This is a genomic window from Ehrlichia muris subsp. eauclairensis (assembly GCF_051097115.1).
GTDB classification, from domain to species: domain Bacteria; phylum Pseudomonadota; class Alphaproteobacteria; order Rickettsiales; family Anaplasmataceae; genus Ehrlichia; species Ehrlichia muris.
In genome coordinates this window covers 1-21066 of the sequence record NZ_CP118226.1, presented here as the reverse complement: position 1 = coordinate 21066, position 21066 = coordinate 1, and the positions used below count along the sequence as shown (strand labels likewise).

Sequence of the window (21066 nt, the reverse complement as noted above, 5' to 3'; positions counted from 1 at the left end):
AAAGCTGCAGTACTCTAACGTATCATAATGAAAAATATTATAATTTAAGTATTGCAGGCAAGCATCACAAAACTACTAAATAATAGTATAAATTTTAATTTATAAAACATGTCAAGTAGAGTTTAATAGAAAACAAATAATATTATTACTGATTATTTTATTAGTGTCTCTGATAAGACACTATTATTAAGTTCAAAGAAGTATTTCAACATATAAAAACCACTAATACGTTTGAATAACAAAAATCACACCAATTAAAAGATTAGTCGATTAATATAACACATTTCTAACATTGATATTCGAAAGAGTTTTCTTAGATACTACTCCTCATGTACTTAAATATATACATTGATTTACAAATTCTTAAAAATATCATACTTATTGCCATCATTAACAAAAACTTCAATATCTCTAAGATTGTCTTCCGTAGAATATTTTATATTTATCTTTAAGTTAAAATCTAATATATCATCTAACAAACCAGACCATTCTATAATTCCCACTCCATCACCACAGATGCAGTCTATCCCCAAATCATATACCTCATATAAGGAATTAACCCTATAAAGATCAATATGGTATATTGTAAATTTACTAGAATGATATTCATTAATAATACTAAAAGTAGGACTACCTACATCCTCATACGGAGCTAATGTATGAACTAAAAACTTAACAAAAGTAGTCTTACCAACACCTAAGTCCCCAGCTAAAGATATACTATCACCTTTCTTCAAACTTAAAGCAACAAAACGTGCTAACTTTTCTAAAAAAACTAAACTAACAAAATTATACTTAAAACTACAATTATATATCACTGATAAAAAATTATCTACGTTCCCCTTGTAAGTTCAATAAGCTTATAAATATATTAATATAATTAAAATACAAAGTAGTTGCACCTAATATAGCCATTTTATTAACAGAATCAGTCCCATCGTTAAACTTATAATACATATCTTTAATTCTTTGAGCGTCATATGCAGTCATACCAGTAAACACAATTACTGCAACGACTGATAAAGCAAAATGTAACGGTCCACTATTAAAAAACAAATTAACTACTGAAGCGATAATTATTCCTATAACACCCATAAATAAGAACGTTCCAAATTGAGACAAATCCTTTTTAGTAACATTACCATACCATGCCATCACACCAAACATAGAAGATGAAATAAAGAATACTTTCGCAATGCTTGCTGCCGTATATACCAAAAATATATATGAAATAGAAACTCCTACTAATGCTGCAAAACTAAAGAATATCGTTAATACAGTCTGAAAACTGAAAACATTTAGCTTATATGACATCAAAAAAACTAACCCCACAGGAGCAAAGACAATTAACCAATGTAAAGGAGTATTATATATCATAGAGATAATAGCAGGAGAAGAAGACACAAAAAATGCTACTACACCAGTTAATCCTAAAGCCATAGCCATGTAATTATATACTTTTACTAGATAATTCCTAAGCCCCACGCTATAGTAAGCACTTTGAAACTGCACGTTACTGTAATTATCCATAAATACTCCACTTCAGAACAGAAAGTTAAACCACAGCATTGTAACAAAAAAATATAAAAATATCAATATAAATTTATCACACATTATTTACTTAATAAGCTGCTTTTCCTCCAAATTAATAACACCACATACTTCATCCATATCAGAATTAACACTACCATTACTGACACCAGAATCACGATCATTTATAGATACTTTACCAGATAGCTCTTGAACCTCTTTTATACTACAATATATCATCATTGCATATGCTATGCAAAACATTGCCATACCAACAGAACGAATTATTAATGCTACTGGAAGTATATCCATACCAAAAGGACCAGTACTTCCTGTATAAATTGCACCACTTCTGGTTTCAAAAGAAAGCAATACTTTTCCAGCAAAAACCAAAAAAGTACCAAAAAATATACCGGAAATAACTAATAATCGAGTCATATTGTATGGAGACTTACCATCTTTATTCTTCTTACATCTCATTACGTAAGAAATTAAGAACATAGCTGCAGCTATTGTAAAAAGAATATTTCCTACAGTATCTATAATTCCCTGTAAATTAAATGCAGTACCAGTAGGAATTCTACTTACATCAAAAATTGATGGAAGTGTTAAACTAAAAACAGCAAGTGCTTGCATACCAGTAGTAAAAAATGCACCTGCAAGATCAACCTTATTTGCATGATTATCTAAAAAATCTGCACATTTAATACGGATAGATTTCTTTTCTATTTTAGCTAATTTCTTTTGATCTATCTGCTTTAATTTATCACTTATTGCTTTTTTTTCTTTTTCTAAATATAAAACATTAAATAAACCTGATATAAGAAAAGATAAGCATAAAAAAAGAGCTATATAATCCATTAAATTAGAAAAAAATGTCAATTGATTTCGTGTTAACTTCAAAGCTCCTGATTGCATAATGGCAAATGAAATAAAAACTAAGGTATAAAAAACACTTACACCCATAATAAAGTTTTTTCTGATTAAATCTTGACGATTTAATTTTAACAAACTACCATAGTATTGCTCCAGCGTGGTACTTGATTCAATGTATGTTTTTTCCCGTTTGCTAAGCATTTTACCTACCGTTTTTATAATTAAATGATAAACTCAACACTATATTGTATCATAATTATACAAAAAATACAAAGTTATTATCTATTTAACTTTATGTATAGTGTAAACATTGCTTGTTTATATTAAAAACAACATAAAGATAGAAAACGTTTATATTATGTTAAGGGAAAAGTATGAAAATAGGAATAAATGGGTTAGGTCGAATTGGAAGATGCTTAATAAGAGCTATATATGAAAATGAATTACTATATAAACAAAAAATAGAATTATCTGCCTTAAACGGATCCACATCATCAGAAACACATGCACACCTTATTCAATATGATTCTGTTCATGGTAGATTTCCATATAATGTAGAATCAGAAGAAGGATACATTATAATAAATGATCAGAAAATTCCATTATCAATGGAAAAAGAACCTAAAAGCATCTTCTGGGAAAAACATAACGTAGACATAGTATTAGAATGCACAGGCAAATTTAATAAAAAATCTTTAGCAGAACAACATATAAATTCCACAGTAAAAAAAGTTTTGGTATCATCCCCTATGCAAGATTCTGATATAACAATTGTATACGGTGTAAACAATGAAATGCTAAAAAAAGAGCATAATATTATTTCAGCTGGATCGTGTACAACAAACTGTATAGCACCTATTTTAAAAATAATGAACGACACAATAGGAATAAAAAGTGGATTTATTACAACTATACATTCATATACAAATGACCAAAATTTAGTTGATAACAATCATAAAGACTTAAGAAGAGCAAGAGCATGCATGATGTCTATAATTCCTACCACAACAGGAGCAACTAGAACTATTGATTTAATAATACCAGAATTAAAAGGAAAACTTAATGGAACAGCTGTACGTGTACCTACACCAAATGTATCCATGGTAAACTTAGTGTTTAACTCTATCAAATCAACTACTGCTAATGAAATAAATGACATAATAAAAAATCTATCACAAAATTCTAAAGTAATAAATATAACAGACAAGAAATTAGTCTCTATAGACTTTTGTCACAGTACATACAGTTCAATAGTGGATGCAAATGAAACATACGTTACTAATAATAATCTGTGCCGCATAGCAGCTTGGTATGATAATGAATGGGCTTTTGCTATGAGAATGTTAGATATAGTATCACTATTATCAGAAAGTTACATTTAAAAATAGGCTAAATGTAGATAAGATCATACTACTATAACAAATTAAGTGTTAGAGTGTCAGTTGCTGTTACAAAATAAAATGCATCCATTAACAAACACAAGAAACTTAGAGAATCTTTATAAACACTTATACTCATGCAGTAACAATACTGATCCCTATAACTACCATATATTTTTAAAAATTACATAATAATTTACCTGTAATCATATTTTTTATATTTTAAATAAATAAAATACTATGAAAATTAATCTTCACAGTCACTATTACTACAACGACTCTAATAATCTCCAAAATCTTATAAATTTTAATTAACTAAAAACAAACACAACTATTTCAGATAATTTACCATAGATGATATCATATCTTGTATTCCAAGGTACACATTGTAAAGACTATCATCTCTCATATACGCAGAACAAGAAAATATTCTATTTATATCATCTTGTACAGATTTAATAGTAGGACAATCAACATGAATTCCTCCTAACTTGTCTATTAAACCATTAGCATCTTCTCCTATTGTTACTTTAACCTTCGCAATATCCTTTAATAATGCAACTATTATTGCAGGTGATATACAAATTGCCCCTATAGGTTTTTTAGCATTATAAAACTTATACACAGCATTTTTAAATTCGGGTAATATATAACTACTTTCTTTACTTTCATCAAATAAGTTAGAAAAATTTTTTGCTATTCCATAACCACCAGGAATTATTAACATATCAAATTCTTCAATATTTATTTGTTCTATATCATATACAGAACCTCTAGCTATTCTTGCAGATTCAACTAAAATATTTCTCACTTCTTCTACAGATTCCTTATTCTTATGATCTATAACTTGTTTCTGGTCCTTATTCGGTGCAAAACATTTAAAATTTACATTATGTCGATCAAGTTCAAGCATAACCAAAACAGCTTCTCTGATTTCTGAGCCATCCATATGACCACAACCAGCTAAAATAACAGCAGAATTTAATGTCATAAAAATATCCTTTTTTGAACTAAATGCTAATTTTATAATAACAATTTACAATTTACAAATTTATTTAAGTAATATATATTGCTCTTGTTATATTTATAATCATTTATCTAATAGACAATGGATATATTATTAATAGGATGTGGTAACTTAGGAAGTATATTACTACATAAGTGGTCATATAGTAATCAAATATCAAAAGTGATTGTAGTACAACCTAGTTTATCAAAAAAAGACATCTTTAGCAGTATGTCTAAAGTAACTTTTGTAAAAAGCTATGAGGAAATAAGCAAAGATTTTATACCTCAAGCTGTGGTAATAGCAATAAAACCACAACAAGTTCTTGATGTTATACCAAATTATAGAATCTATAGTGAATCTGCATCTTTTATATCCTTGTGTGCTGGAATTGATATTAATTTCCTAAAAACATGCTTAAGTCCTACAACAACAATAATAAGAGTAATGCCTAATATTGCTATGTCATTAGGTGAAAGTGTAAACCTTTCTTACATGGAAGAAGAACTGCTGTCTGAAAAACAAAAAGTATCAATTATTTTTAATGAAACAGGTCTTATATATTGGATACAAAAAGAAGATATTTTCGATAAATTATCTCCCATTACTGGTTCTGGCCCTGCATATTTTTTCTCTCTTGCAGAAGAATTAGTAAAAAACACTGTAGCTACAGGTATAAATGAAGAAGATGCAATAAAACTTATATCTCAAACATTTATAGGAAGTGCTAAATTACTAGAAACGCGACAAAATACCATAAGTCATCTTATATCATCTATAACAAGTCGTGGTGGTATAACACAGGCTGCATTACAGGTACTAAATTCACATTTACCTAAAACAATAGCTTCATGTTTAAAAGCAGCTATGGAAAGGTTATTCTACTTAAAAGAATTAAATAAAAATAATTAATACATTAATACGTATTAACAATAATGCTTTAGTGTTCTATTTTTTATAAAAATAAACAAAAATTTTTATTTGATATTTCTTTGGGTTAAATTATAATGCAAAGGGTAATATGAGCAAGGGGCTTGTGAAGTCGGTCAGGTTAGGAATAAAGCAGCCGTAGCATTGTTTCTTTGGGTTGTATTACCCATTTTTTATGTTATCATTCAAAAATGAGTTTTGCATTAAAGTATAGACCTAGCAATTTTAAAGATCTCTTAGGACAAGAGGTTTTAGTTCGTGTTTTACATAATGCATTTAATTTAAACAAAATACCAGAATCCATACTTTTGACAGGTACTAGTGGCGTAGGAAAAACCACTGCTGCAAGAATAATATCAATGTGCTTAAATTGTATTTCTGGACCAACATCTGATCCATGTAATGCATGTCAAAATTGTACATCTATAAAAAATTTTAATCACCCAGATGTAATAGAAATAGATGCAGCAAGCAATACAAGTATAGAAGATGTAAAAGTGATTTTGGAAAATTCACGCTACATGCCAATTAGTTCAAAATTCAAAGTATATATAATAGATGAAGTACATATGTTATCCAACAGTGCATTTAATGCACTACTAAAAGTATTAGAAGAACCTGCACCTTATGTAAAATTCATTTTAGCAACAACAGAAGTAAAAAAGATACCTGCAACTATTATATCCAGATGCCAAAGATTTGATTTTAGAAGAATACCTACAGATAAACTTGTAAGTCACTTAAAAGTTATAGCAAAAAAAGAAAATGTATCCTTTGACGAAGAAAGTATAAAATTAATAGCATATAATGCTGATGGATCTATACGTAACGCTTTATCTTTATTAGAACAAGCTGCTATATACAGTAATAAAACTTTATCTGAGAAAACTACAAAAGAAATGTTAGGATATGTTAGCAGACATACATTACTAGAAATAATAGAACCATTGGTTATAGGAAATACTGTAGAAGCCATCAATAAATTTGAAGAAGCATGTAATTCATATAGCCCTGTTATAATTTTAGATAACATGTTGCAGATTGTTTATGAAATATGCTATTTCTCTATAACAAAAAAAGACCCCTCTGTATTCAATGATAATATTATAACACATGTAAAAAACGAAAAGATTTTATCTCCTACATTTTTATCAAGACTATGGCAAGTACTTTTTAAAGGAATACAAGAAGTAAAATCATCTAGCTGTATAAAGCAGACTGCTAATATGTTAATTATAAGACTATGTTACCTATCATCTTTACCATCTCCAAAGCAAATAATAGATAAGATTCAAGGAAATACTAAAACAGATAATAATCGCAAAGCATTACTTGAACTGTTAAAAAGTAATAACATGCAAGACTTATATAACCAAATATATGAATCTGATTTAGAAGTAACAAATTATAATAATGGAACACTAAACATTAAAACTAATCAGGTTTTACCAAAAGATTTCCATAGAAATTTATTAAATTTTTTTTATAATTTAACAAATAAAACATGGAATATATCTATTGACCAAAATTTTGATATAAGCAAAAGTAGTAACTCGTGTTATAATCAATCTCTTGATCCAACTGTTTGCAATATATTACAAGAGTTTGATGGAGCAAAAGTTATAAATATAGAAAATATAAAAAAAGAGCAATAATAAGGAGTTAGCTATGTATTCTAGCGATCAATTATCTAATTTACAAGATATTATAAAAAAGAAATTCTCTGATTTTCAAGAACATCAAAAATCTCAAATATTTGAGGGCTCATCACTTGGCGGAAAAGTATCTGTAAAAATTAATGTATCTAATATGGTCAGCTACCAAGTTATTGAAGTAAAATTAGACACATCACTATTACAAGAAAAAGCTATCCTTATAGAAGATTTAATTAAAGCAGCATTCAATGATGCTCTAAAAAAGTCATCTGATCACAATAAAAATCTTGTAGGTTCTTTATTATCATTTGGTATATAACAGTAAAAAACCATGAGTTGTAAAATAGCAATAGTAGGAGCTACAGGAAACGTAGGTAGAGTTGCCTTAAACATTTTAGCAAGTAGGTCATTCCCAACAAAGGAAATTGTAGCACTAGCATCAAAAAAATCTATAGGAAAAAAGTTAAGCTATGGAGATAAGGTATTAGAAGCTCAAGATTTGGATAGTTATGATTTTACTGATACAAATATAGCAATTTTTTCAGCTGGATCTTCAGTATCAGAGCAATATGCACGAATAGCAGCAAATAAAGGATGTATAGTTATAGATAATACTTCTTTATTTCGTATGGAAGATGAAATTCCACTAGTAATTCCAGAAATTAACTCAGAAGATATAGCCCAGTATCATAAACATAATATTATTGCTAATCCGAATTGTTCTACAATACAAATGCTTTTAGCCTTAAATCCATTACATAAAATATCAAAAATAAAGAGAGTTGTAGTATCAACGTATCAATCAGTCTCTGGTGCAGGAAAATCTGCAATGGATGAACTTTATTCACAGACTAAAGGTACGTTTATGAATCAAAGTATTGCTCCTAAACAATTTACAAAAAGAATAGCTTTCAATTGTATTCCACATATAGATGTCTTCATGGAAGATGGCTCAACAAAAGAAGAATGGAAAATGGCTGTGGAAACAAAAAAAATACTAGATCATAACATAGAAGTAAGTGCAACATGTGTTAGAGTTCCAGTATTTGTATCACATTCTGAATCATTAAACGTTGAATTTTTCTCTGAGATTTCAGAAGAAGAAGCTTATGAAGCATTAGAAAATGCTCCAGGAATTGTAATACTTGATAGAAGGAAAGATGGTGGATATGCAACGCCACTAGATAGTGTACATGAAGATGAGGTCTACGTATCAAGATTAAGAAAAGACAACACAGTAAAACATGGCCTTAACATGTGGCTAGTAAGTGATAATTTAAGAAAAGGTGCAGCATTAAATGCAGTACAAATAGCAGAAATACTTGTAAAAGATTATCTCTAAAAAGATCTTTTACTTAGAACCATTATAAATATGTAACACTGTACAACACATGTTTAGATTTATATTACTTATCTTTCATATATACAAGTAAGCTTGCCTCTTTAATCATTATACAATTGAGTAACCATCATCTGAAGTAACAAATTTATTTTCACCAATTAATATTCGCATTATTAAATATTAAGAAGTAGATGTTTATACTTCTTAAAACTAAATATAAAATAGATATAACTTTATAAATAGTAGGATGAAACAATATTAAGTGCTTACAAATTCCACAAGGAGATAAATCTACATTTACATAAACTTTTTATTGTACTACCAATGACAAATTTAGCGCAAAGAATATTTATATAATACGAAATTCATTTCTCAATTTTAAAGCAAAATCTTCTCTTTCCCAAGAGAAGCTTCCATTTTTATCAGGCACTCTCCCAAAATGTCCATAACAAGATGTAACTTTATAAATAGGATGAAGCAACATTAAGTGCTTACAAATTCCATAAGGAGATAAATCTACATTATTTTGTATAAAATTTTTTATTACATCATCACTGACAAAACCACTACCAAAGGTATTTACACAAAATGAAATAGGATGGGAAATACCAATAGCATACGATAACTGAACTAAACACTGATTAGCTAATTTAGCAGAAACAATATTTTTTGCTAAATAACGAGCCATATAAGCAGCAGATCTATCTATCTTACTTGGATCTTTTCCAGAAAAAGCTCCACCACCATGAGGTATATGTCCTCCATATGTATCTATCATAACCTTACGACCAGTCAAACCACAATCACCAACTGGACCACCTATAACAAATCTACCTGTTGGATTAACTAAAAAATCACTATCAGGACACATCCATCCTTCTGGTAAGGATTTCTCAACATAAGAATATACAATATCTCTTATTTGACTTTGTGAAAAATCTTCAGAATGCTGTATAGAAAGTACAATATTAGATGCTTTAATAGGAATATTATCTTTATATAACAATGTGACTTGTGTCTTTGCGTCGGGACCAAGATTTGGTATTTCAAAATTTTTTACTGCAGAAACAATATTTTTTAAAATTAAATGAGAATAAAAAATTGGTGCAGGCATAAAAGTTTCAGTTTCATTTATTGCATACCCATATACTATACCTTGATCACCAGCACCTTGATTTTTACCAGAGCTTACTCCAATAACAATATCAGGAGACTGTTCATGTATCAAAATTTCAATAACAACATATTTCCAATGAAATCCATCCTGTTCATATCCTATTTCTTCTATAACTTGACGAGTTATACATTCTACATCATATTTATTAACATTAACTCCACAGATTTCACCGCTAATTATTACCTTGTTTTTTGTTACTAAAGTTTCTATAGCAGCATGTACAAGTGGATTTAATGACATATAATAATCAAGTATAGCATCAGATATCTGATCAGCAACTTTATCAGGATGTCCATTAGAAACAGATTCGCTAGTTATAATGTACTCAGACGAACAATTTTGATAATAAAACATGTTAAAAACGTAAAACCAAGGATTTTTATAGTACCAAATCTTAAATAACTAAACAATACATAATATCCAACTTTTAATACATTATCCTAAAGTTCATAATAATATATATACTTTACACTAGCTAAAAAATATAAATCTATATAAAAATAATTCCCAATCGTTAAATAAAACATAGAAGATAATCTTAATATACAGAACAATATAAAAGTGCTACATTATGGTCACATGAGATTCTATAGATATTTTAATAGATAAATACAGATCAATATTTACACATTATAATTATAAAATTGATAAACCTATAGCTTATATTACAGAAACTAAATCTCTTATGCTTTAGTAAAACATCTATACAAATTTACAGATGCACATAACTTCTATAATTATCAAAAAACCTCTAAGCTTGACAAATATGTTAATTAAAGTAACATTTTATAGTTATAATGTGTCCGTAGCTCAGCTGGATAGAGCATCAGCCTTCTAAGCTGTAGGTCAGGGGTTCGAATCCCTTCGGACACACCATAACATTAATAATTATCTAATTTTTTATTGTTAAAACATTTTTTATATCTTTTGCGTGATCTTTAATGAATATTAGCAATAGCAAATACTACGATGTAGTTATTTCAGGAGCAGGAATAAATGGAATAATCACAGCAATAGCATTAAATCAGCTTTCTGTCTCTATAGCTTTAATAGATAAAAACAAAATTTTATCATCAATACCAAAAGACAGAGTATTTGCTCTATCAAGAAAATCTCAAGAAATACTAGATAAGTTTAATATATGGAACAATATAAAAGAACATTGTCCTATATTAGATATTTTAATAAAAGATGAAGACAGTTCAGTATTCACAAATTATGATTATAAATCTGTAAGTGATAACCCTATGGGTTATATTGTAGAAAGTAAATTCCTATGCGATGCCTTTAAAGATCATATAAAAAAAATAAATTTATATTCAGAATGCACATATAATTCAGTAAATATCACAAATGACTTAGTAATAATAGAATTAACTAATAACACAACATTAGTAACGTCATTATTAATATCCGCTGAAGGTAAAAATTCAAACCTAAGACAAATATTTGATATACCATCCATTAATCATGATTACTCTCAAAGCAGTATTATTTGTAATGTAAAACATACAAACAACCATAATAATTTAGCTATAGAGCATTTTTTTCACGGGGGACCATTTGCAATATTACCTATGTATGATGGATATAAGTCTTCTATAGTTTGGACAAACAAAACCCACATTAGTGAAATGTTTATGAAGCTGAGTAAACAAGATTTTATGGCAGAATTAGAAAAAAAATGTGCTCCATACTTAAATGACATAAGATTAGATAGTGAAATAAAGTGTTTTCCTTTACATTTAATGTTTGCTAAATGTTTATACAAAAACAGATTAGTATTGATAGGGGATGCAGCACATTCTATCCATCCTATCGCAGGTCAGGGATTAAATTTAGGCATAAGAGATATTGAAAAACTAGTAAATAACATAAAATCAGCAAAACAATATGGTATAGATATAGGTAGTGATTACATATTAAAAAATTTTTCCTACGATAGATATTTTGACAATTTATCTATGGCAGTTTTAACTACATGTATAAATGGAATATTTTCTAGGAAATCTTGCGTAGCAAAAATTGTAAGAAGGGCTGGATTATTCATAGTTCAAAATTCAGAAACCATCAAAAGCTATATGATAAAACATGCTATGGGAATAGGAAAATTAAATTAATTTTTGTCAGTTATGTTATCATAATTCTCACTATTCTTTTTATTTTTTATACATAAAATTTCTGAAGTCATTTTATTTATTGATTCTTCTATTTCTATCATTGCATTTCTTTTTATTCTATAAAGCTCTTCACGATAATCATTTTTTTTTAAATAAATATTATTTTCACCATGAAATTCCAAGTTTTTATCATCATAAGTATCTTTTTTGAACATAGAAAATATATATTCAAATAGACACGTAAAAAATTCACTCCAATTAATTTTAGAAATCTTCAAATAAAACCAAAAAGGTATAGCTAATGATACACCTGCTTTAAAATATATAGAGTAAGTTAATAAATCAGAATTATAATAACACCACTTTAAATACTTATAAGTGTAAATAGCAACACTTTTAGGATCTTTATATGAAAAAGCAACACTAATTCCTTCTTTCATAGCTATAAAAATAAGAGAAGAAAAATAAAGAAATATTGTAAAAAACAGCAGATTAACTACAAGATTCTTTACTCTTCTTAATAAAAAGGAGAATAACATGTATCTATAAAAAAACATAAGGCTAGTATGAAAAATTACTTAAACAACGGCTGGGATGGAAGGACTCGAACCTTCGAATGACGGTATCAAAAACCGTTGCCTTACCACTTGGCGACATCCCATCTATACAAAAGACAAATATATAGTAATTAGCAAATCTTACCTCATGATTAACAAAGATTATACTGATAGAACAAAAATGCAAGAAAAAATCAAGCTATTTAAAATAAATATACTAGTATATAATTTTTATATTTAATAAATAAATTATACGTTTAATAAAAAAATTAATAATATATAAAAAAATAAACCTTGTGTAATTTCCTATTATTCTTCTATAATAGGGATAATTAGGATTGGTTATATATTTTGTGAACTTTCAAAGTATAATAAGAAACTTACAAGATTATTGGGAAGAATATGGATGTACTATATTTCATCCCTACACTTCTGAGCTAGGAGCAGCAACTCTTCATCCAGCAACTTCAATGACAGCCATATCAAAAAAGCCTTCGAAGTTAGCTTATGTTCAGCCTGTTATTAGACCATGTGATGGAAGGTATGGTGATAACCCAAATCGTTTGTATCAGCACCATCAGTATCAAGTACTAATAAAGCCATCTAATACAGATTTACAATCAGATTACTTAAAAAGCTTAGAAAAAATAGGAATATCTATCAAGACTCACGATATAAAATTCATAGAAGATGATTGGGAAAATCCGAGTATTGGTGCTTGGGGTCTAGGATGGGAAGTTACCTGTAACGGTATGGAAATAACTCAATTTACTTATATGCAGCAAGTAGGTGGTATTGAGTGTACTTTGGTTCCAGGAGAAATTGCATACGGCTTAGAAAGAATAGCAATGATAATTCAAAATGTTGACAATATATATAGAATACTATGGGATGACCATGGAACAACTTATGGTGATATATTTAAACAACGTGAATATGAATTTTCTAAATTAGCTTTAGATTATTACGATGTAGATATTCTCTTTAAGCAATTTAATGATGCTGAACAAATATGTATTTCATTAATAGAAAAAAAGCTGCCATTAGCAGCATATGATATTTGCACAAAAGCCAGTCATATTCTTAATTTACTTGAATCTCGTGGAGTTATTGGAGTTAATGAACGTTCATCTTATATACTACGTGTACGTAAACTTGCAAATTTATGTTGTAGCTTATATACTCAGTGTCATTAAAATAAGTAAAACGACATGCCTTTAGAACTATTATTTGAATGCTTATCAGAAGAAATACCTCCTGAGATGCAGAGTAGTGCATATGCATACATGAATTCTTATATAAAAAAAGAATTAAGTCGTCATAGTATTAGCTTTGAAGTAATGAAGGTATTTGTAACTCCAAATAGATTAACTCTATATGTAAAAAATATAGTAAATAATTCATCCAACAACACATTAAAAATAAAAGGACCACGGATATCAGCAAATAAAACTGCAATAGAAGGCTTTTTAAAAAAAGTTGATAAAAAGTTAAGTGATCTTATAGTTTGCAAAATTGGTAATGATAATTTTTATTATGCTGAACTTAGTGATAGCGTAGAAACAAGTACAGAACATATAATTTTATTAACTATAGAAAATATGTTAAACAACTTTCCGTGGGATAAAAAAATGAGATGGGGAAGTAAAAAAACATATTGGGTTCGTCCTATATTAAATTTAATGTGCATACTAGATGGGAAAGTATTACCAGTAAAGTTTGCTGATATGGAAGCAAATAACAAATCATGTGGTAATAAGCTTATAAATAAAGATTTTTTTGAAGTTACAGATTTTAACTCTTATATTTCACAGTTGAAACACAACTATGTAATTTTATGTCAAGAAGAAAGAATGAATTTTTTATTGAACCAAATAAAAAATCTAACTGAAAAAAGTAATTTAACATGTGAAAGTAATCAAAAGCTAATTAATAAATTAAATGGGACTTTAGAATATCCAGTAGTTATAATGGGATCAGTGGATGAAAAATTTTCTGAATTACCAAAAGAACTAATATTGAGTGTAATGCACAATCATCAAAAATACTTAGCTGTTTTTACAGAAGATAAAATCACAAATTTTATTACAATATCTAGTATATCAAATGATAATATAATAAGAGGACACAATAATGTACTAAACGCCAGATTAGTAGATGCAAGTTTTCTAATAAAAAAAGATAAAGAATATGATGTTGATTACTATATAGAAAAGTTAAAACAAATAGTATTTCATGCAAAACTTGGTTCTGTCTTTGAAAAAGTGAATCGTATTACAGCGTTATCAAAGTACATTTCAATATGGATACCTCATTCTTCATTAATAAAAGTAGAAAGAGCAGCAAAGTTATCTAAATTTGATTTATCAACATTAGCTGTAAAAGAATTTCCAGAACTACAAGGAGTTATAGGAGGATATTATGCTTCTTATTTTAATGAACCATTAGAAATATCAGAATCCATAGTTAGTCACTATGAACCAACAAGTTCACAAAAAGAATGTCCTTCTTCTCCTATAGCAATGGCCGTATCCATATCTGACAAAATAGATAGTTTAGTTGGAATGATAGTAGCAGGAGAACAAGTCACTAGTTCTCGTGATCCTTTTTCTATCAGAAGGATGGCTATATCAATTATTAGAATAATAGTAGAAAATAATCTTAATATACCAATAAAACTTTTAATAGAAAAATCCGTATCGTTATACTCATTCGCAATAATGGAAAAAACTGCTATTGATAAAATTAAGGATGTAATATCAAGAACAAATAGAAAAAAGGATATTATTTCCTCTGTAATAGAGTTTTGTTCAAATAGATTCAAAATTATATTAAAAGAAAACGGTATTAGAGAAGATATAATAAATGCTGTAATTGAAAGCAGAAAATTTAATAATTTGTTGTTGATAAAAAAAGAAGCTGAATTTCTTAATGATTATATTTTTACTAAAAATGGAGCTGAAATAATAAAAGCATATAAAAGAATATGTAATATAATTACAAAGGAAGACATTCCCAATAGTATAAAAAGTAACAAATGCAATAAAAGATTATTTGTAGAAAAAGAAGAAATTGATTTGTATAAAGAAATAATTTATCAAAAAAACAACATAAAAAAGTTGATAAAAGACAACAAATTTGAAGAATCGTTAGACAACCTCTATAATTTGAGTTGTTGTGTAAATAATTTTATGGATAATGTGAAGGTAAATAATCAAGAAAATAATGATTTATGTAAAAATAGGTTTTCTATTGTTAAAAATGCCTTTTATATCTTTGACTTAGTTACAGATTTTAGTAAGATTAAAAATACATACAGGTAAGTCTTGAATTTTTTTAAATCGTATATAAATATTTTATCTGATACTTATAAAGAAGAATTGGTATGAGCAAAAGCGACTATTATGATCTGTTAGGTGTAAGTAAGAGTGCAACACCAGAAGAGATAAAAAAAGCTTATAGGAAAATGGCACTAAAGTACCACCCTGACAAAAATCCTGGTAATAAAGAGGCAGAAGAAAAGTTCAAAGAATTATCAGAAGCTTACGATGTTCTTATAGATCAAAACAAAAGAGCAGCATATGATAAATATGGACACAATGCTTTTGACAATTCCGGGAGAGGTGGATTTGATTTTAACAGTGGTTTTTCTGGTGATTTTTCTGACATATTTAATGACCTTTTCGGTGGAGGATTTAGAGGAGGAAGAGGACCATCTAGAAGACATGATGGTGGTGCTGTAGGATCAGACTTAAGGTTTGATATAGAAATAACTCTAGAAGATTCATTCAATGGTAAGAAGGTACCTATCAGTTATGTTACTTACATAAAATGTTCAAGCTGTAGTGGCTCCGGAAGTGAAGGATCAGCAAAGTCCGTACAATGCAGTACGTGTCATGGTGTAGGTAACGTTAGAACACAACAAGGATTTTTTACAATAGAAAGAACATGCCATGTATGTAATGGAGAGGGAGAGATAATACAAAATAAGTGCAAAAAGTGTTCTGGAAGTGGTCGTGCAAGAGATGAAGTTAATCTGCTCGTTACCATTCCAAAAGGAGTAGAAAGTGGTAATAAGATTAGATTAAACGGGAAAGGAGAAGCAGGTTATAGAGGTGCAAGAAGTGGAGATTTGTATGTTTATCCTAATATACAAAAACACAAGTTTTTCACACGAAATGGAGCTGATCTTTATTGTAATGTACCTATAAAAATGACACTTGCTGCATTAGGTGGATATATAGAGATGCCGTCTATAGATGGAACATGGACAAAAGTAAAAGTACCAGAAGGATCACAAAATGGAGATAAGTTAAGGCTAAAGGAAAAAGGAATGTCAACTGTAAATTCATCTAAAAGAGGAGATATGTATATACAGATAACTGTAGAAACTCCTGTAAGGTTAACAAAACAACAGAAAGAATTGTTACAAAAATTTGATGATGAACCTAATGTAGATTGCAATCCTCAGTCGACAGGTTTTTTCCAAAAAGTAAAAAGTTTCTGGAAAGATATAAGATCAAACTAAGTCTTAATTGTTTATAGAAAACATACATAATGTTTGAATTTTACTAATCTAGTTCTTGTTGTTGTATTCAATGTCAAGACCTATATCTTTGTTCTTAAAAGAATTAGTTATACAACCAATAGAAATGTAATCCACTCCTGTTAGTGCAATGCTTCTAACATTCGTTATATTTACACATCCTGAAACTTCTAAAACTGCTTTTCCATTAACTATATCTACTGCTTCTTTTATTTCATTAATACTCATATTGTCCAGTAAGATCATATCTACATTATTACATAGTGATTCCTTAACCTGAGATATATTATCACATTCAATAGCAATATACTCATCTTTTAAATTCATTCTAAGTCTTTGTATAGCTAAAGTTATGCTTCCACAACTAGCTATATGGTTATCTTTTATAAGTACACCATCGTATAAACTATTTCTGTAATTTTCACCACCTCCTACATATACAGAGTACTTATCCAACATTCTTAATCCAGGGGTAGTCTTTCTAGTGCTGCGAATTTTAGCCTTCGTATCAGATATCTCATCAACAAATTGTTTAGTAATTGATGCTATACCAGAAGCATGCTGGATAAAATTTAAAATAACTCTTTCAATAGACATTAAGTGTACTGCTAATGCTTCTCCGCTCACTAAAGTACTATTCTTTTCTATTATATCCCCATCCCTCTTATGGATTTTATATTTTATATATTCTTCATTCATATTAAAAATTTCTTCCAATATAGGAATTCCACAAACTACTAAATTTTCCCTTGCATTTATAGTAAAATTTACTTTTTCGTTCATCAATATACTATTAGTAGTTATATCGCCTTTTTCTCCTAAGTCTTCTTTTAATGCACTGTGTATAATATCTGAAAATAAAATTTTCATAACCGTTACGTACTTTGTGTCTTATATTATAACAACATTGAAGTAATATGAAAATCCTATATTATTTCTAATGTAAGTTTATTGTAATATATTATGAACACCTATATCACTATACTAATGTTATCATATTTAATAGGATCTGTACCATTTGGTTTAATATTGTCTTACATAGGAGGGTTAGGTGATATTAGAAAAATAGGGTCAGGTAATATAGGAGCGACAAATGTCTTTAGAAAAAACAAAAAATTAGCTGCATTAACTCTATTCCTGGATGCAACAAAAGGATTTATAGTCGTCTTGTTGGCTAGTAATTATAGCTCAGACCAAACATTTGTTCTGATGTCTGCTATGTTTTCTATAATAGGACACATGTTCCCTATATGGCTATTATTTAAAGGTGGTAAAGGTATATCAACTTTTTTAGGATCAATGGTATTTATTGAATATAGGTTTACTATATGTTTTTTATTATGTTGGATTATATTTTTTATAAAGTTTAAGTACTCATCATTATCGTCTATTATGTCAACAATTTCCGTAATGTTACTGGTGTATATATATTATACAGCAAGTGATACCATAATTCTTTTAACTATAACACTGTTAATCATAACACAACACACTGAAAATATAATACGAATATTAACTGGAAAAGAGGACAAGATAAATATAGAACAACATTAAAAATTCTTTCTAGAATAAGCATGACATAAAGCAACAGCTATTGCATCAGAAATATCATAGGCACCTAAACATTTAATATTTAGAATCTTTTCTACCATAAAATGCACTTGCTCTTTTTTAGCGTGACCGTTTCCTGTAACTGACTTTTTTACGTGATTTGTTGAATATTCAAACACTGGTATATTTATAATGTTCAGAGTTAACAACAAAATACCTCTTGCATAACATAGTGATATTGAAGATTTAGGATTCTTATTTACAAAAACCTCTTCCATAGATGCGCTGTCTGCGCTGTGCAGTTTAAGAATTCTGAGAAGATCTACATGTATTTTGTTTAATCTTTGACTAGTAGTTTCCTTTCTATTGGTTATAATAACACCTTTATCTATTAATTGTATATCTTTATCAATAGACAACACACCCCACCCTGTACAGTTTAAGCCAGGATCAAGGCCTATTATCTTCATATTATGAACTTATCCAATACAAGAAAACAAACAGCAACAACCATATAACATCAACGAAATGCCAGTACCATGCTGCACATTCAAAACCTATATGATTTTCTGGAGATAACTGATTTTTCTTAACCCGAAACCAACATATAGCTAAAAATATCGTGCCAACTATTACATGCAGTCCATGGAATCCTGTTATCATGTAAAAGTTTGAAGAATATATGGCTTTTTCTCCGGTTTCACGAAAAGAAAATCCTGTGTGTAGATATTCTATAGCTTGAAACATAGAAAATATGATACCAAGTACTATAGTTACTCCCAACATCCTTACTGTATTTTTATTATCGTTGTTTATTAGAGAGTGATGGGACCAAGTTAACGTACACCCAGACAATAAAAGAATAACAGTGTTTAACAAAGGCATAGACCAAGGATCAAGTCTAGTAATGCCATCTGGAGGCCAGGCTACGGGTTTACTTGGTACTAGATTATCAAATATATGTACAGGAAATAGCCAAGCTTTAAAAAATGACCAAAAGAAACCAAAAAAAAACATTGTTTCTGAAAGGATGAGAGCAGCCATAGCTAATCTGAGTCCTTTTTTTACAATTTCAGTATGACAATTGTCTTTAATTGCTTCCGTAACTATGTCTTTCCACCACTTATACAAAATTATACTAACAGAAGGTATACCGAGTATAAGTGTAAGCTTACCGATGTGTAAGCCGTGTATTGTTCCTACTGCCCCTAATGCTGTTATCAATATTGTAAGTGAAAACAACAGCGGCCATGGACTGGGACTTACTAAATGATAATCATGTAGTTTCCCTTTCATTACAGCATCCTTAAAGACTATTTGTTTCTTATTTTTCTATAGTTAAAGTGGTAGATTGTCAAGCTCATATTTTAAGATGTTACTTTTAAAAATGTATTAAATACCAGATCTTACTATTTCTATTAGTGCTTCGATATTGGCTATAGGAGTGCTTGGAATGATTCCATGTCCTAAATTGAATATAAATGGTTCATCTTTCATTGTGTTGATTAAATCCCTTGTTTGAGATACTGCTTTATCTTTATCGTACGCTACCAAGTATGGATCTATATTTCCCTGCAATATTGATGGAATATTATTTTTTGCCCAAGATATTGGAATGTTGTAATCAATACTTGTAACTGACACTTTTGTTTCCTCTGAAAATTGTTTATACATTATTCCTGCACCCTTTGGAAAACCTATAATTGGAAATTCTGGGTAAGATTCACGTATAGATGATACTATTTTCTTTGTGGGATCTATTATCCACTTTTTGAATTCGCTAGCTGACACAATTCCTGCATTACTGTCAAAGATTTGTATTATATCTACGCCACTTTCTATTTGTTGTTTTAAATATGAGATTGTAACTTCTGTAGTTTTTTCTATGATTTTTTCTAGATTCCTGCCTTGTGAGTAACACATTTCTCTTATCTTTGAAAAGTTTTTATCCCTTCCTATCATGTAAGATGCTATAGTCCAGGGTGCTCCTGCAAATCCTATTAATGGTATATCCTTCTGTAGTGACCTTTTAACTTCTTCTATACCTTTAAAAACATTTTTAAGATGGTCCAATACTGCTCCTTCTGGGATGTTTATTTCTTCATAGCTTGATATTGACTGTAGTTTGGGTCCATCTTCTTTTGTAAATCTCACTCTGCAACCTAGGGCGTCTGGAATTACTAGTATATCTGAAAATATTATTGCTGCGTCCAAGCCGAACCTTTTTATCGGCTGTAATGTAACCTCTTTTACTAGTTCTGGTGTATAGCATAGTTCTAGAAAGCTTCCCGTGTTTTTTGTTACTTCATGGTACTCTGGTAGGTACCTTCCAGCTTGCCGCATGAACCAGATTGGCACCTTCTTTTGCTTGGATCTGCTTGTTATAGTTCTCAACAT

Annotated in this window: 20 protein-coding genes, 2 tRNA genes and 1 other RNA gene; 12 read left to right on the top strand and 11 right to left on the bottom strand. The window is 29.0% G+C overall.

The annotated features are described in order from the left end of the window. Window positions 1–353: 353 nt before the first annotated feature. From tsaE to PVA18_RS00105, 3 genes are all read right to left on the bottom strand, one after another. Entirely contained in the window at window positions 354–818 is a 465-nt protein-coding gene (tsaE, locus tag PVA18_RS00115) for a tRNA (adenosine(37)-N6)-threonylcarbamoyltransferase complex ATPase subunit type 1 TsaE (RefSeq protein WP_231568532.1), read from the bottom strand. 10 nt (window positions 819–828) lie between these two features. Continuing rightward, a complete protein-coding gene (locus PVA18_RS00110) occupies window positions 829–1530 on the bottom strand; it encodes a Bax inhibitor-1/YccA family protein (protein WP_045805234.1) in 702 nt (233 codons plus the stop codon). A gap of 87 nt (window positions 1531–1617) precedes the next feature. Beyond that, complete coding sequence (locus PVA18_RS00105; protein ID WP_052692833.1) at window positions 1618–2607, bottom strand: hypothetical protein; 990 nt, start codon at window positions 2605–2607, stop codon at window positions 1618–1620. A 173-nt stretch (window positions 2608–2780) separates the two neighbouring features. Between PVA18_RS00105 and gap the strand changes: the two genes are divergently transcribed. Beyond that, entirely contained in the window at window positions 2781–3788 is a 1008-nt protein-coding gene (gene gap, locus PVA18_RS00100) for a type I glyceraldehyde-3-phosphate dehydrogenase (RefSeq protein WP_045805235.1), read from the top strand. A gap of 328 nt (window positions 3789–4116) precedes the next feature. On the opposite strand, the gene elbB is transcribed toward gap, so the two are convergent. Beyond that, the gene (gene elbB / locus PVA18_RS00095) at window positions 4117–4776 is read right to left on the bottom strand and encodes an isoprenoid biosynthesis glyoxalase ElbB (protein ID WP_045805236.1); all 660 of its coding nucleotides are present in this window, start codon (window positions 4774–4776) and stop codon (window positions 4117–4119) included. A gap of 117 nt (window positions 4777–4893) precedes the next feature. Here elbB and PVA18_RS00090 point away from each other — a divergent pair, with 117 nt between their 5' ends. The 5 genes from PVA18_RS00090 to PVA18_RS00070 all read left to right on the top strand — a co-directional run bounded on the left by PVA18_RS00090 (window position 4894) and on the right by PVA18_RS00070 (window position 8718). After that, a complete protein-coding gene (locus PVA18_RS00090) occupies window positions 4894–5703 on the top strand; it encodes a pyrroline-5-carboxylate reductase family protein (protein WP_045805237.1) in 810 nt (269 codons plus the stop codon). A 99-nt stretch (window positions 5704–5802) separates the two neighbouring features. Beyond that, an RNA gene (gene ffs / locus PVA18_RS00085) (signal recognition particle sRNA small type) lies at window positions 5803–5895 on the top strand. Window positions 5896–5912: 17 nt separating this feature from the next. Next, the gene (dnaX, locus tag PVA18_RS00080) at window positions 5913–7376 is read left to right on the top strand and encodes a DNA polymerase III subunit gamma/tau (RefSeq protein WP_045805238.1); all 1464 of its coding nucleotides are present in this window, start codon (window positions 5913–5915) and stop codon (window positions 7374–7376) included. A gap of 13 nt (window positions 7377–7389) precedes the next feature. Beyond that, a complete protein-coding gene (locus PVA18_RS00075; protein ID WP_045805239.1) occupies window positions 7390–7695 on the top strand; it encodes a YbaB/EbfC family nucleoid-associated protein in 306 nt (101 codons plus the stop codon). 12 nt (window positions 7696–7707) lie between these two features. Next, window positions 7708–8718 carry an aspartate-semialdehyde dehydrogenase gene (locus tag PVA18_RS00070; protein ID WP_045805240.1) on the top strand — a complete coding sequence of 337 codons (1011 nt, stop codon included), beginning with the start codon at window positions 7708–7710 and terminating at the stop codon, window positions 8716–8718. 349 nt (window positions 8719–9067) lie between these two features. On the opposite strand, the gene metK is transcribed toward PVA18_RS00070, so the two are convergent. Continuing rightward, window positions 9068–10249: a methionine adenosyltransferase gene (gene metK / locus PVA18_RS00065; protein WP_045805241.1), complete on the bottom strand. Its 1182-nt coding sequence runs from the start codon at window positions 10247–10249 to the stop codon at window positions 9068–9070. Window positions 10250–10694: 445 nt separating this feature from the next. Here metK and PVA18_RS00060 point away from each other — a divergent pair. Together PVA18_RS00060 and PVA18_RS00055 are read left to right on the top strand one after the other, a co-directional pair. After that, a tRNA-Arg gene (locus PVA18_RS00060) sits at window positions 10695–10771 on the top strand. Window positions 10772–10842: 71 nt separating this feature from the next. Further along, window positions 10843–12015, top strand: coding sequence for an FAD-dependent monooxygenase (locus PVA18_RS00055; protein ID WP_052692839.1), 1173 nt, complete (start codon window positions 10843–10845; stop codon window positions 12013–12015). Here the strand turns inward: PVA18_RS00055 and PVA18_RS00050 are convergent. Next, window positions 12012–12572 (bottom strand): hypothetical protein, encoded by a 561-nt coding sequence (locus PVA18_RS00050; RefSeq protein ID WP_045805243.1) that lies wholly within the window; start codon window positions 12570–12572, stop codon window positions 12012–12014. The genes PVA18_RS00055 and PVA18_RS00050 overlap by 4 nt on opposite strands. A 32-nt stretch (window positions 12573–12604) precedes the next feature. After that, window positions 12605–12676: transfer RNA gene (locus PVA18_RS00045), tRNA-Gln, on the bottom strand. A 249-nt stretch (window positions 12677–12925) separates the two neighbouring features. Between PVA18_RS00045 and PVA18_RS00040 the strand changes: the two genes are divergently transcribed. The 3 genes from PVA18_RS00040 to dnaJ all read left to right on the top strand — a co-directional run bounded on the left by PVA18_RS00040 (window position 12926) and on the right by dnaJ (window position 17100). After that, window positions 12926–13768 carry a glycine--tRNA ligase subunit alpha gene (locus PVA18_RS00040; protein WP_082058926.1) on the top strand — a complete coding sequence of 281 codons (843 nt, stop codon included), beginning with the start codon at window positions 12926–12928 and terminating at the stop codon, window positions 13766–13768. Between the two features lie 15 nt (window positions 13769–13783). Next, complete coding sequence (gene glyS / locus PVA18_RS00035) at window positions 13784–15895, top strand: glycine--tRNA ligase subunit beta (protein WP_045805244.1); 2112 nt, start codon at window positions 13784–13786, stop codon at window positions 15893–15895. A gap of 62 nt (window positions 15896–15957) precedes the next feature. Next, the gene (gene dnaJ / locus PVA18_RS00030) at window positions 15958–17100 is read left to right on the top strand and encodes a molecular chaperone DnaJ (protein ID WP_045805245.1); all 1143 of its coding nucleotides are present in this window, start codon (window positions 15958–15960) and stop codon (window positions 17098–17100) included. A gap of 48 nt (window positions 17101–17148) precedes the next feature. Here dnaJ and nadC read toward each other — a convergent pair whose 3' ends face one another. After that, entirely contained in the window at window positions 17149–17988 is an 840-nt protein-coding gene (gene nadC / locus PVA18_RS00025; protein WP_045805246.1) for a carboxylating nicotinate-nucleotide diphosphorylase, read from the bottom strand. A 93-nt stretch (window positions 17989–18081) separates the two neighbouring features. Between nadC and plsY the strand changes: the two genes are divergently transcribed. Next, entirely contained in the window at window positions 18082–18672 is a 591-nt protein-coding gene (gene plsY / locus PVA18_RS00020; protein ID WP_045805247.1) for a glycerol-3-phosphate 1-O-acyltransferase PlsY, read from the top strand. Here the strand turns inward: plsY and ruvC are convergent. The 3 genes from ruvC to hemE all read right to left on the bottom strand — a co-directional run bounded on the left by ruvC (window position 18669) and on the right by hemE (window position 21066). Further along, window positions 18669–19139 (bottom strand): crossover junction endodeoxyribonuclease RuvC, encoded by a 471-nt coding sequence (ruvC, locus tag PVA18_RS00015; RefSeq protein WP_045805248.1) that lies wholly within the window; start codon window positions 19137–19139, stop codon window positions 18669–18671. The genes plsY and ruvC overlap by 4 nt on opposite strands. Before the next feature lies 1 nt (window position 19140). Next, window positions 19141–19965, bottom strand: coding sequence for a cytochrome c oxidase subunit 3 (locus PVA18_RS00010; RefSeq protein ID WP_045805249.1), 825 nt, complete (start codon window positions 19963–19965; stop codon window positions 19141–19143). 96 nt (window positions 19966–20061) lie between these two features. After that, entirely contained in the window at window positions 20062–21066 is a 1005-nt protein-coding gene (gene hemE, locus PVA18_RS00005; protein WP_045805250.1) for a uroporphyrinogen decarboxylase, read from the bottom strand.

Excerpts from the sequence above, each read along its gene's own strand:
- elbB (WP_045805236.1), bottom strand. The coding sequence starts at position 4,776 with ATGACATTAAATTCTGCTGTTATTTTAGCTGGTTGTGGTCATATGGAT.
- PVA18_RS00105 (WP_052692833.1), bottom strand. The coding sequence starts at position 2,607 with ATGCTTAGCAAACGGGAAAAAACATACATTGAATCAAGTACCACGCTG.
- PVA18_RS00075 (WP_045805239.1), top strand. The coding sequence starts at position 7,390 with ATGTATTCTAGCGATCAATTATCTAATTTACAAGATATTATAAAAAAG.
- PVA18_RS00090 (WP_045805237.1), top strand. The coding sequence starts at position 4,894 with ATGGATATATTATTAATAGGATGTGGTAACTTAGGAAGTATATTACTA.
- nadC (WP_045805246.1), bottom strand. The coding sequence starts at position 17,988 with ATGAAAATTTTATTTTCAGATATTATACACAGTGCATTAAAAGAAGAC.
- dnaJ (WP_045805245.1), top strand. The coding sequence starts at position 15,958 with ATGAGCAAAAGCGACTATTATGATCTGTTAGGTGTAAGTAAGAGTGCA.
- metK (WP_045805241.1), bottom strand. The coding sequence starts at position 10,249 with ATGTTTTATTATCAAAATTGTTCGTCTGAGTACATTATAACTAGCGAA.
- dnaX (WP_045805238.1), top strand. The coding sequence starts at position 5,913 with ATGAGTTTTGCATTAAAGTATAGACCTAGCAATTTTAAAGATCTCTTA.
- PVA18_RS00110 (WP_045805234.1), bottom strand. The coding sequence starts at position 1,530 with ATGGATAATTACAGTAACGTGCAGTTTCAAAGTGCTTACTATAGCGTG.
- PVA18_RS00070 (WP_045805240.1), top strand. The coding sequence starts at position 7,708 with ATGAGTTGTAAAATAGCAATAGTAGGAGCTACAGGAAACGTAGGTAGA.
- ruvC (WP_045805248.1), bottom strand. The coding sequence starts at position 19,139 with ATGAAGATAATAGGCCTTGATCCTGGCTTAAACTGTACAGGGTGGGGT.
- hemE (WP_045805250.1), bottom strand. The coding sequence starts at position 21,066 with ATGTTGAGAACTATAACAAGCAGATCCAAGCAAAAGAAGGTGCCAATC.
- PVA18_RS00010 (WP_045805249.1), bottom strand. The coding sequence starts at position 19,965 with ATGAAAGGGAAACTACATGATTATCATTTAGTAAGTCCCAGTCCATGG.
- PVA18_RS00050 (WP_045805243.1), bottom strand. The coding sequence starts at position 12,572 with ATGTTTTTTTATAGATACATGTTATTCTCCTTTTTATTAAGAAGAGTA.
- glyS (WP_045805244.1), top strand. The coding sequence starts at position 13,784 with ATGCCTTTAGAACTATTATTTGAATGCTTATCAGAAGAAATACCTCCT.
- plsY (WP_045805247.1), top strand. The coding sequence starts at position 18,082 with ATGAACACCTATATCACTATACTAATGTTATCATATTTAATAGGATCT.
- gap (WP_045805235.1), top strand. The coding sequence starts at position 2,781 with ATGAAAATAGGAATAAATGGGTTAGGTCGAATTGGAAGATGCTTAATA.